General features: G+C 68.4%; 9 protein-coding genes and 4 pseudogenes. 6 read left to right on the top strand and 7 right to left on the bottom strand.

What is annotated here, in order from left to right; translation table 11 throughout:
* Window positions 1-96: 96 nt before the first annotated feature.
* Window positions 97-366: a hypothetical protein gene (locus EDC22_RS17205; RefSeq protein ID WP_132807911.1), complete on the top strand. Its 270-nt coding sequence runs from the start codon at window positions 97-99 to the stop codon at window positions 364-366.
* Here the strand turns inward: EDC22_RS17205 and EDC22_RS17200 are convergent.
* Both EDC22_RS17200 and EDC22_RS17195 read right to left on the bottom strand, forming a co-directional pair.
* Window positions 324-1,196 (bottom strand): L,D-transpeptidase, encoded by an 873-nt coding sequence (locus tag EDC22_RS17200; RefSeq protein ID WP_132807910.1) that lies wholly within the window; start codon window positions 1,194-1,196, stop codon window positions 324-326. The genes EDC22_RS17205 and EDC22_RS17200 overlap by 43 nt on opposite strands.
* A 217-nt stretch (window positions 1,197-1,413) precedes the next feature.
* Entirely contained in the window at window positions 1,414-1,983 is a 570-nt protein-coding gene (locus EDC22_RS17195; RefSeq protein WP_132807909.1) for a hypothetical protein, read from the bottom strand.
* A 205-nt stretch (window positions 1,984-2,188) separates the two neighbouring features.
* Between EDC22_RS17195 and EDC22_RS17190 the strand changes: the two genes are divergently transcribed.
* Complete coding sequence (locus EDC22_RS17190) at window positions 2,189-2,887, top strand: protein phosphatase CheZ (protein ID WP_132807908.1); 699 nt, start codon at window positions 2,189-2,191, stop codon at window positions 2,885-2,887.
* A 46-nt stretch (window positions 2,888-2,933) separates the two neighbouring features.
* Here the strand turns inward: EDC22_RS17190 and EDC22_RS17185 are convergent, their stop codons facing one another.
* Window positions 2,934-3,479 carry a hydrolase gene (locus EDC22_RS17185; RefSeq protein WP_132807907.1) on the bottom strand — a complete coding sequence of 182 codons (546 nt, stop codon included), beginning with the start codon at window positions 3,477-3,479 and terminating at the stop codon, window positions 2,934-2,936.
* Window positions 3,480-3,761: 282 nt separating this feature from the next.
* Between EDC22_RS17185 and EDC22_RS17180 the strand changes: the two genes are divergently transcribed.
* Window positions 3,762-5,429 carry an amidohydrolase gene (locus EDC22_RS17180; protein ID WP_132807906.1) on the top strand — a complete coding sequence of 556 codons (1,668 nt, stop codon included), beginning with the start codon at window positions 3,762-3,764 and terminating at the stop codon, window positions 5,427-5,429.
* Window positions 5,430-5,526: 97 nt separating this feature from the next.
* A complete protein-coding gene (locus EDC22_RS17175) occupies window positions 5,527-6,321 on the top strand; it encodes an LOG family protein (RefSeq protein WP_132807905.1) in 795 nt (264 codons plus the stop codon).
* Between the two features lie 99 nt (window positions 6,322-6,420).
* On the opposite strand, the pseudogene EDC22_RS17170 reads toward EDC22_RS17175, so the two are convergent.
* From EDC22_RS17170 to EDC22_RS17160, 3 genes and pseudogenes are all read right to left on the bottom strand, one after another.
* Window positions 6,421-6,648, bottom strand: a pseudogene (locus tag EDC22_RS17170) (PepSY domain-containing protein); the annotation flags it as partial.
* Window positions 6,649-6,831: 183 nt separating this feature from the next.
* A complete protein-coding gene (locus EDC22_RS17165) occupies window positions 6,832-8,421 on the bottom strand; it encodes an MBL fold metallo-hydrolase (RefSeq protein ID WP_132807904.1) in 1,590 nt (529 codons plus the stop codon).
* Between the two features lie 690 nt (window positions 8,422-9,111).
* Window positions 9,112-9,507, bottom strand: a complete 396-nt coding sequence (locus EDC22_RS17160; protein ID WP_132807903.1) for a (R)-mandelonitrile lyase — start codon at window positions 9,505-9,507, stop codon at window positions 9,112-9,114.
* A gap of 302 nt (window positions 9,508-9,809) precedes the next feature.
* Here EDC22_RS17160 and EDC22_RS17155 point away from each other — a divergent pair.
* Window positions 9,810-9,947 (top strand): annotated as a pseudogene (locus EDC22_RS17155) (transposase); the annotation flags it as partial.
* 65 nt (window positions 9,948-10,012) lie between these two features.
* Here EDC22_RS17155 and EDC22_RS17150 read toward each other — a convergent pair.
* A pseudogene (locus tag EDC22_RS17150) lies at window positions 10,013-10,384 on the bottom strand (transposase); the annotation flags it as partial.
* A gap of 61 nt (window positions 10,385-10,445) precedes the next feature.
* Here EDC22_RS17150 and EDC22_RS17145 point away from each other — a divergent pair.
* Window positions 10,446-10,571: pseudogene (locus tag EDC22_RS17145) on the top strand (IS3 family transposase); the annotation flags it as partial.
* Window positions 10,572-10,667 lie beyond the last annotated feature (96 nt).

The following is a 10,667-nucleotide window of genomic DNA, read 5'->3' as shown; positions in this document are numbered from 1 at the left end:
GTGCCGCCGCCTGGTGCGCGACTACGCGCAACTCACCGCCGTCGCCGAAGCCCTCATCACCATCGCCGCAACCGCCACGCTGCTCAGAAGATGGCCGTGACCCTTCTCAAACACGCTCTTAGAGGCGGTAAAGGGGACCGACGCGCCGACCAACATCCGCGTGGCGATCCGGAGAACCTGACCGACAAGCCAGACTTCGCGGCGACCAGAGCCATGATGCAAACGGGCGGCCAAGCGGCCGCCCGTCGCATGTCGCCAACCGACTGGTGCCCCGGCACCGACGCGCCGGCATCGACGCGCCGGCAACACCTGAAAGTGGCCGATCAGATCACCTTCACGGTGGTGCCGATCTTCACCCGCTCGTAGAGGTCGATCACGTCCTCGTTGCGCATGCGGATGCAGCCGGACGAGACCGCCTGGCCGATCGACCAGGGCTCGTTGGAGCCATGGATGCGGTAGAGGGTCGAGCCCAGATACAGGGCACGCGCCCCGAGCGGGTTGTTCGGACCGCCCTTCATGTGGGCGGGCAGACCCGGCTGCCGCTTGCGCATCTCCGGCGGCGGCGTCCAGTCCGGCCACTCGGCCTTGCGGGTCACCTTGTGGGTACCGCGCCATTCGAAGCCCGGCCGGCCGACGCCGACGCCATAGCGCAGCGCGGTGCCGTCGTCCTGGATCAGATAGAGGAACCGCTCATTGGTGTTGATGATGATCGTGCCCGGCTTTTCCGGCCCGTTGTAGGCGACCTGCCTGCGCTCGAAAGCCGGGTTGAACTGGCGGGCCTGCGAGGCAACGGCGGTTCGCGGCGGCGGCTGCAGGGCTGCGACATTGGCCGCGCCCGGCGTGCCGGCGCGCGACGCCGTGGAGAGGCCCGGCTGCTGGTTGGCGTAGCTTGGCCGGCCGGCCGTGCCCGGCATGACGAAGCCCGGCACCGGCTGAAGCTGCCGCGACGGCTCTGCGTAGACCTGTTGGCGCTGCTGCGGCGGCGTCTGGGGCTGTACCTGGCCCTGGGCACGCGCCTGAGGCGGGGCACCGAACAGGGCATTCATCAGCGCCGGAAACGGCATGTTGGCGTTCTGGGACTGGTAGCCCATCGCATGCGGCGCGGCGGAATCGATCGGACGATCTTGCTGGAATGCGCCCGCGGGGCTCGACGTGGCGCCGACCGCGAGGGCAGCGACGAGGACAAGGCTTCTCATGACGTACTCGCTTACATTTCGTCGGGCTGAAATGCCGGGCGGACGCCGTGACGTCCCACCACGCCGGAAAGCCTAGGAATCCCGGCGTAGGGAAGGGTAAACGAGATCTGCGGTAATGTTGCGATCGCCGAACGTGGTTTATGGCCGGTTGACCGACATGGTTTACGTAAGGTCAAGATAGCGGCGCGCGACGGCTCACCCGACCGGACGCCGATGATCAGTTGCGTAGCAGGCCGACGCCCATCGGACGATAGCCGACGACCACCGGAAAATAGGTGCAATCCATGCGGTCCGACCAGCCGGGACCGGCCGGATAGGGATAGGGCGCACGCGGCACCGCAACCTGTGGCGAGGCGACGTCGCCGGTCGCACCAGAGCGGCCGCCCTGCCAGCCGTTGCGGACGCCGGCGTGGCGCGGCCGGCACTCCAGGTAGTCCGCACTCCAGTCGATGCGCCCGTCGCAGCGGCCGTGACCGAGGCGAATGGTCAGGCTGCCGTCGGCCCGCGTCGAGAGGCGCACCGCACCCTTGCAGTCCAGTCCTCCGGTCACCCGATAGACGCCGGCATGGCCGTCGGTGCAGAAGGAAAGATGGTAGGGGCCATAGATCGCCCGGTCGGCCGACCAGCACCCGGCGATATTGACGGGCACCGGGGTCGGTAGGTGCGCAACCGCGACATGCGGCGAGGTGCCGGAGGCCGATGCCTGCGCGGCAGAGAGGGCAATTGCGTTAAGTCCCGTGGCGAAGGCGATGGCGGTCAGGCCCGGGCGGATACCGAATGCGGACACGACGGTCTCCATGGTCGTTGCGATGGACTGGCACGGGGTCGGGCGCCGGTCTCTGGCCTGAAGGCTGGCACGGCCGCATTGAACCGCGACTGAACCCGGCATTCATCGGCCGTTCATGGGCACCCGTGCACGCCACGATGAACTCTTCCTTAAGCGATCGCGCTCACTTTTAGCCGGGTTTCAGACAGCTGGACGGACACAGACGATGCAGACTTCCCGCAGGCGTTTCCGCATCGAAATGCTCGATCAGCCGGCGGCTACCGGCGACGAGGCCGCGGCGGCCGCAGAACGCCATCGCCAGATACTCGCCGCTCTGGCCGACATCCGGAAGGCGGTGCTGCCAGCAGAGCAGGTCTCCAACGAGATCATCGAGGACTACCGGGAGCGGCTGGCCGAGGCGCGGGCCCTGCGTGCGGAGCTCGAATCGATCCAGGCGGCGATCAACACCACCAAGCTGGAGCTGGCCGCGCTGCATGTGGGACCCGGCGGCCGCGACCTGCATCGGGTAACGGACGAGCTCGACGCGGTCGTGCGCGGCACCGAGGAGGCGACCGAACAGGTGTTGCAGGCTGCCGAATGTATCGACCGCGATGCTGCCGATCTTGCCGCAGCGCTCAAGAAATCCGCCAATGTCGATCTGGTCGCCGACATCCGGGAGCAGGTGATCCGGGTCTTCGAGGCGTGCAACTTCCAGGACCTGACGGGCCAGCGCATCACCAAGGTGGTCAACACCCTGCGTTTCGTCGAAGAGCGGGTCGAACGGATGATGCAGCTGTGGGGCGGGCTGGAAGCCTTCGTCACGCCCAAGCCGGCCACCCAGGACGGAACGACGCTGAACGGCCCGAAACTCGACGGCGATGTCGGCCACGTCTCGCAGGACGACATCGACGCCCTGTTCGACTGACCGGCAGCAAGCCCTGGCTCGGTGACAGCGGGGCGCGCCGACGCAGCTACCTGATCAGCGCCAGGAGCTCGCGGAACCGATCGGTTCCCCCGCATTCGGCCCATTCGAACACCACCATCTCGCTCGTGACCGGAATGACGCCGGCCATGGCGAGGCGCCGGTAGCCGGTCTCGCGGTCGCTGTCGCGGCGCGAGCCGCAGGCATCGGTGGCCACGTAGACATCATAGCCGAGGCCCTTCAGCCCAAGCGCCGTCTGCAGCACGCAGACATGCGCCTCGATTCCGCATACGATCGCCTGGCGGCGGCCGAGCGTCGCGAACATGGCGGCGAATCCCGGCTCGTCGCAGGCGTCGAAATGGGTCTTGACCACCACGCGCGCGCCAGCGCAGGACTCGCGCAGCGCGCCAACAGTGCCGCCGATCTTGTCAGGAAAATGCTCGGTCACGACCGTCGGCACGCCGCAGATGCGGGCGGCCCGCAGCAGGATGGCGGCCCGCTCGAGCAGGTCGCCGTGATGGCGGATGACGGGAACCAGTCTTTCCTGGAGATCGACGACGACGAGCACGCTCGCGGCGGCGGACAGACCGCTCATCGGTGGTCCTCCGGCACCAGGAGCAGGCCAAGGGTCTGCGCCGCGGCGAGGTCGCGCTTGCGAACCGCAGCACGGACCGGCACCGGCAGGGTTGAGAGACAGGACGTCATCAGCACGCAGTATTGCGGCAAGGCGGCGCCGCTGGCCAGTCCCCGCGATATCAGTCCGCCGATCTTGCGATGATCGGCGCCCCGGCAGACGCGACATCGGCCGGTCCACCCCTTACCTGTCGCGCCGGTCGCGGCTATCACAGAAGGGACGTCTGCGAGATGGGAGCGGGGCATGGCGACGACAGCCGACATCATCATCGAGAACGCCCGGGTTCTGACCATGGAGCCATCCGCGCCGCGTGCAGAGGCAGTGGCGATTGCCGGCAACACCATTCTCGCCGTCGGCCACCGCCCCGACGTCGCTGCCCTGAAGGACGCCCGGACGCGGGTCATCGATGCCGGCGGTGCCACCGTGCTGCCAGGCTTCAACGAGGGCCATCTGCATCTCTTCGCGGGAGCCGCCGAGCTCGATCACCTGCAGCTCGGCGGGGTGCGCGGAAGGGCGGCGCTGGCTTCGGCCGTTCAGGCCTATGCCGCCGCCCGGCCCGACGACCCGCTGATCATCGCACAGGGCGCCGACTACACCATCCTGGCGGTGGACGAGCCGGTCCGTCGGCAGGACCTCGACGCGATCCTGCCGGATCGTCCCTTCATCATGTTCGCACCCGACCATCACACCGCCTGGGCCAACACCGCAGCGCTCGCGAAGGCCGGCATCCTGCACGGCCGTGCAGTCGGCGTCGGCAACGAGATCGTGATGGGGCAGGACGGCCTCGCCGCGGGCGAATTGCGCGAGAACGAGGCCTTTGATCCGGTGCTGCGGCTCGGATCGGCCGGCACCCGGTATCGTATCGGCCTGTCCACCGGGGGCGAGCCGGATCCCGCACCCACACCCACCGAACGTGCCTTCGATCTCGACGTGATGCGCAAGGGCCTGGCGCACGCGGCGCAACACGGTCTCACCTCGCTGCAGAACATGGACGGCAACCTCTATCAGCTCGACCTTCTGGGCGAGCTCGAACGATCGGGCGAGCTGACGGCTCGCGTGCGGGTGCCGTTCCACTTCAAGAACTTCATGGCACTTGACGAACTCGAGCGCGCCGAGGAGATGCGCCGGCGGTTCCGGTCACCGATGCTGGCCTCCGGCTTCGTCAAGCTGTTCGTCGATGGCGTCCTCGATTCGTGGACGGCGGTGATGCTCGACGACTACCCCGACCGACCGGGGTGGCGCGGGGAACCGCTCTTCGATGCCGACCATTTCGCCCGGGTGGCGGTCGAGGCCGACCGGCGCGGCTTCCAGATCGCCGTGCACGCAATCGGCGATGGCGCCGTCAGGATCGTGCTGGACGGCTACGAGGCGGCACGCCGGGCGAACGGGCCCCGCGATTCCCGCCACCGCATCGAACATATCGAGGTAGTCCATCCCGACGACATTCCGCGCTTCGCGGCGCTCGGCGTGACGGCCTCCATGCAGCCCATCCACGCACCGGGCACCGGCTTCCCGCTGGAGCCGACGGTGAGCCGGATCGGCCCGGCAAAATGGCCCTATGCCTACGCCTGGCAGACGCTGCGCCGGGCCGGCGCCCGCCTCGTCTTCGCCACCGACTGGCCGGTCTCGCCGATCGATCCAATGGCCTGCCTGGCGGCGGCGCTGACCCGCCAGCGGTGGAGCGACCGCGATCCCGACCAGCGACAGGACCTCATCGACGCGCTGGCCTCATACACCCGCGACAGTGCCTGGATCGAATTCATGGAAAACCGCAAGGGCCGTCTGGCGCCGGGGCTGCTGGCCGATCTCGTTGTGCTCGACGCCGATCTCGAAGCGACGGACCCGCAGGCGATCGCCACGGTACGGCCGGTCATGACAATCTGCGACGGACGGATCGTCTACGAGGCCTGAGGCCCGCTGCGCGGCCGGGATGCTGCGCCATTGATGACGCGGCCGGATCCGGCCGCTAGAACGGGCCGCTGACGACAATGGCGGACCCGAACGAGACATGCCCGACAACAGACCCCAGAAGCAATCGCCTTCCTATCTCCTGCCAGCCATCGATACCGAATTCCTCCTGGGGGATTCGATGCGCGGCGTCCGGTTCATGCTCGAATACGCCAAGGCGGAGGAACTGCTGCGGGCCTGGGGCATCCGCTCGACGATCGTGGTGTTCGGCAGCGCGCGCGTCAGGGAGGACGGCGATCCGCGCCATCGACGCTGGTACAACGAGGCGCGCGCATTCGGCCGCATTGCCTCGCAGCGCGGTGGCGCGCTGGGCCCGGTGGGCGGCATCCTCGACAACGTCATTGCCACCGGCGGCGGACCGGGCATCATGGAGGCCGCCAATCGCGGTGCCCGCGACGTCGGCGCGCCGACGATCGGATTCAACATCCGCCTGCCGCACGAGCAGGAGCCGAACGCCTATTCGACGCCGGAACTCACCTTCCAGTTCCACTACTTCGCGATGCGCAAGATGCATCTCGCCATGCGCGCCAATGCGCTGGTGGTGTTTCCCGGCGGCTTCGGCACGCTCGACGAACTGTTCGAGATCCTGACCCTGTCCCAGACCGGCAAGGCGCCGAGCGTGCCGACCGTCCTGTTCGACCAGGATTACTGGTGCCGGATCATCGACTTCGAGGCGCTGGCCGAGGCCGGCATGATCTCGCCGCGCGACACCAAGCTGTTCGACTTTGCCGACAGCGCCGAGGCGGTCTGGGAAAAGCTCGTCGCCCGGGGCCTGAAGGCGCATACGCAGACGCCCGGGCCAGAGCCGCTGGAACCGCCGCACCCGGACGTGTAAGGACGGCCGCGCCCGGGCCGACCCCGCCAGTCTGCGGGCCAGTGTGCGGGCCAGTGTGCGGGATGGTGCGTGTTTGCCCTCGCGATCAGGCCGGACGTCTCATGCACCGACGCGGCGCGGCCTGCGGGCGAACAGCCAGTCGAGCGCCAGCATGACGATCTGCGACGCGCCGACGAGGGAAAAGATCAGCCCACCGACGACGAGGATGGCGATCAGACCGCGGAATACGCGCGGATCGGACGGCATCGGCGGCACGCCGAGAGACCCCGCCGGCCGCCGCTTCCACCACATGATGCCGGCCGACACCGCCAGCATCACGATCGCGACTGGACGACGAACAGATAGACGAGCAGCGCGCAGACCAAGCCGCCGGACGGCCGATCGCCCAGGAAGCGTCGCAAACCCCTCATCGCCCGGCAGAATAGAGGTTTCGGTGATCGAGTCACCTGCAAGCAGCGCCGCACCGCTGGCGGGGCGGGTGGCGGGGCGGGCGACTGTGACGTCGCGCCGTCAGGCGGGCTCGTCGAGTGCCCGGCGCAGCCGCCGCAACAGCGCCTGGCGGGCGCGCTCGTCGGGTGCCGCCGCCACGCGGTCGTTAATGTCGAGAATCAGCCGCGACAGGTCGTTGTGCCAGTCGAGACGGGCGACATGCTCCGGCGCGATGCGCCGACTCAGCCCTTCGTGGACGACGCGCGGCGCCCCCGCCGACAGATCGTAAATGTCGTCGATCAGCGGCGCGACGAGGCGCGAGCGCGGCATCGGGCGATCGGCGATGCGGCCGATAAGCCCGTCGATCGCCGGCATTTCGCCGTGCACCAGGAACACGCCGCGGCGGATCGGCCCGCGTGCTCCGATCCAGGCGGCGAGCTCCGAACCGTCGGCATGGCCGGAATAGCTGTCGATCGAGCGGATCGCGGCGCGCACCCGCACCGTCTCGCCGCGGATGCGGACGGGATCGGCCCCTTCCAGCAGCAGCCTCCCCAGCGTACCTTCCGCCTGGTAGCCGACCATCAGCACGGTCGCGTCGACCCGCCACAGGTGGTTTTCCAGATGATGGCGGATCCGCCCGGCCTCGCACATGCCGCTGGCGGCAACCACGATATGGAAGCCGCGCAGCCGCCCCACCGCCTTCGACTCCTCGACCGACAGGGCAAAGCGCAGGTTTGGCGAGCGGAACGCCCTGACCAGTGCCTGCCCGCCGTCCAGCTGCCGCGCATGCTTGAGGAAAACCTCGGAGGCGCGGATCGCCAGCGGCGAATCGATGAACACCGGGGCCCTGGGGATCGCGCCCGAGTCCATCAGTCCGACCAGATCGGTGACGACCTCCTGGGTGCGCTCGACCGCGAAGGAGGGCACCAGCATCGCGCCGCCGCGCGCTGCGGCCGCGTTCACCTCAGCGGCAAGGCGCGCACGCCGCTGGGCCGGCGCGCGATCGCGCCGGTCGGTCGCACCATAGGTAGACTCGCAGACGACCCAGTCGAAGCCGGACGGCGCATCCGGGTCAGGATGCAGCATCTTCTCGTCGGGACCGATATCGCCGGAGAACAGGATGCGCAGCCGGTCGCCGCCGGTCTCGGCCTCGATCTCGATGGATGCCGACCCCAGCAGGTGCCCCGCGTTCCAGAAGCGGGCGCGGACCCCGTCCGCGACGCTGACCCAGCGCCGGTAGTCGAGCGGCCGAAACAGATCGACGCAGGCCTCCGCGTCGGCCACCGTGTAGATCGGCGCGACCTCCGGACGCCCCTCGCGCCGGTTGCGACGGTTCAGAAACGCGACCTCGCCCTCCTGAATGCTGGCCGAGTCCGGCAGCATCACGGAGCACAGATCGATCGTCGGCTCGGTCGCGTGGATCGCGCCGCGATAGCCGGCTCGCGACAGCTTCGGCAGCAGGCCCGCATGGTCGATATGGGCGTGGGTGAGCAGGACCGCATCGAGTGCCGACGGGTCGAACGGGAATGGCGCGTAATTGAGCTCCTTCTCGGTCTTCGAACCCTGGAACATGCCGCAATCGACGAGGACGCGGGCGCGGCCGGTGTCGAGCAGGAAGCAGGAGCCGGTGACGGTGCGGGTCGCGCCGCAGAATCGCAGGTGAGGTGTCATCGGCCGAACATGCGCCCGGCCGCGCGAACCGCCAAGCGCATTCTCCCTCGGGTGGCCTGGCGCCCGGACACAGCGCCGTCGCCGCGACCACCCGCAGGCGCATCTCCCGCAACCGGCAGAGGATCGACCCCAGCCAGATCTTCGCCGGCCGGAGCGCCGGAGCGTCGGACCGAAACACGCCGACGAGCCCATGCGGCTCGTCACCGTCATGCATTACGAGCCGCGCGAGCCCCCGCCATCCGCGGCGTGCGGGTCGCGATGCAAGGATGCACGAGCGGCATCGCTGAAGCGACCCGGATCAGATTGACGGAGGTAGAGCGCGCGAAGCTGGAAGGCTGGGCGCAGTCGCGACGGGCGGCGGCGAAACTGGGCGATGTCGACATGCAATACGTCTGACGCCTTCTGCACGCGCACGATCGACCTTGCGCGTGCGGCGCGAGAATCCTGTGCGAGAGCGACGATCCCGCCTTTGCGGTCAAGGCCGCCGAGATCGTCGGGCTTTCTCTCGATCCGCCCGACGGCGCGCTGTGCCGGCGGGGAACGGGAAGCCGTCGATGCGGGCGGCGGAGCACAAGCGGGACATCAAGTCGGGAGATGATCCCACACTTGGCTCCGTTCCCGCGCGACACCGGCCCCGGTCGATCCGATCCGGCCGTCCGACATCAAGGTGCTGTCGCAGGCCTCCCAAGATCAGGACCCGTAATCGGCGTCGGATACCTTCTCGTGCCAGGATACGGGCGAACCATCCCGGGACTCCTGGATGGCCAGGTGTGTCATGGCCACGTCTGGAGCGGCGCCGTGCCAGTGTCGCACCCCAGCCGGAAACCAGACGATGTCGCCGGGATGGACGCTCTCCACCGGCCCGCCCTCCACTGCCACGCGCCCCACGCCCTGGATGACGAGGAGCGCCTGTCCGTAGGGATGCGTGTGCCAAGCCGTCCGGCTACCAGGCTCGAAGGTCACGAGTGCCATTGATAGGCGGCTCGGTTCCTCGGATCTGAAAAGGCTGTCGATACGGACGCGCCCGGTGAAATACGCGTCCGGCCCCTGGGTCGAGGGTATGCTTCCGGCCCGGATGATCTTCATTGTCGTGTCCCCGTGTCCCTGCGAACTCAGGATAGGATATCCACCGGCTGAACCACCGGCCATTCCAAGCCCGTGCGCGCCGGAAAGGGATGCCCTCTGGGACGGATAGCCTTTCGGCGAGGTCCGGACCTTTCCGACGTCGCGGCCGATGCGCACCGTCGGCGATCCGGTAGGCTGACGATCGCAGGTGCGACAACAGCAACTGCTGCCCCCCCCCCCCCGTGATGTCCTCCAGATGTGGCTGGCGTCCGGACCGACGGAAGGACCGGACCATGAGGCGCTCGAGGTTCACCTAGGAGCAGATCATCGCGATCCGTGCCGAGCAGGTGGCGGGCGCAAAGACGGCCGAGGTTTGCCGCAGGCACGGGATCATCGGTACCACGTTCTACGCCTGGACGGCGAAGTTCGGCCGTCTGCACGCGTCGGAAGCCAAGCAGATCGTGACCCATCGCGTGGTGTAACAGCGGCGGCGTCATCGTGATGCCCGGCAGGGCTGGTCACGCTGTCAGGCTGCCACGGCGGGCAGCTTGACGATCGGATCATCGCTCAACGGGGCGATGGTTTCCAGGCTCATGTAGCGGCCGCGCTGCACCGCCCATTCGTCGTTCTGGTCGAGCAGCAGGGCCCCGACGAGCCGCGTGATGGCATCCTCATTGGGGAAGATACCGACGACATCGGGGCGCCGCTTGATGTCGCCGTTGGGCCGCTCGAGCGGATTGAGCGAGCGGATTTTCGCCCGGTGATCCTTCGGGAAGGTCATGAAGCCGAGCACGTCGGGCTCGGCCTCGTCGATCAGTGCGGCGAGCTTGGGCACCTTGGGGCGCAGCTGATCGGCGACCGCCCGCCATTGCTTGCTCGGGGCCTCGGCGTCATCCTGGTAAGCGCTGTTCTGAGGGCACCTTCACGTAGGTCGCATCGATCCACAGCTGGGGCCGATCGCCACGCTCGAATGGGTCGACTGGTTCAACCGCCGAAGGCTCCTCGAGCCCATCGGCAACATCCCGCCCGCCGAAGCCGAAGACCGCCATTGCGCACAGCTTGAAGGGAACCAAATGGCCGCGTAGGACTCACAACCAATCGCCTCCGCCAAACCCGGGGCGGTTCGGCGCCCCCGGATCGACGTGGCGCGGATCGGCACGCTCTCATCGGGCGTGCCGGCC

This window comes from Tepidamorphus gemmatus, assembly GCF_004346195.1.
Classification (GTDB): domain Bacteria; phylum Pseudomonadota; class Alphaproteobacteria; order Rhizobiales; family Tepidamorphaceae; genus Tepidamorphus; species Tepidamorphus gemmatus.
Note: the sequence above shows the minus strand (reverse complement) of the source record. Positions and strands in the feature narration are given on the sequence as shown.

Excerpts from the sequence above, each read along its gene's own strand:
- EDC22_RS17160 (WP_132807903.1), bottom strand. The coding sequence starts at position 9,507 with ATGAAGATCATCCGGGCCGGAAGCATACCCTCGACCCAGGGGCCGGAC.
- EDC22_RS17190 (WP_132807908.1), top strand. The coding sequence starts at position 2,189 with ATGCAGACTTCCCGCAGGCGTTTCCGCATCGAAATGCTCGATCAGCCG.
- EDC22_RS17185 (WP_132807907.1), bottom strand. The coding sequence starts at position 3,479 with ATGAGCGGTCTGTCCGCCGCCGCGAGCGTGCTCGTCGTCGTCGATCTC.
- EDC22_RS17200 (WP_132807910.1), bottom strand. The coding sequence starts at position 1,196 with ATGAGAAGCCTTGTCCTCGTCGCTGCCCTCGCGGTCGGCGCCACGTCG.
- EDC22_RS17165 (WP_132807904.1), bottom strand. The coding sequence starts at position 8,421 with ATGACACCTCACCTGCGATTCTGCGGCGCGACCCGCACCGTCACCGGC.
- EDC22_RS17180 (WP_132807906.1), top strand. The coding sequence starts at position 3,762 with ATGGCGACGACAGCCGACATCATCATCGAGAACGCCCGGGTTCTGACC.
- EDC22_RS17175 (WP_132807905.1), top strand. The coding sequence starts at position 5,527 with ATGCCCGACAACAGACCCCAGAAGCAATCGCCTTCCTATCTCCTGCCA.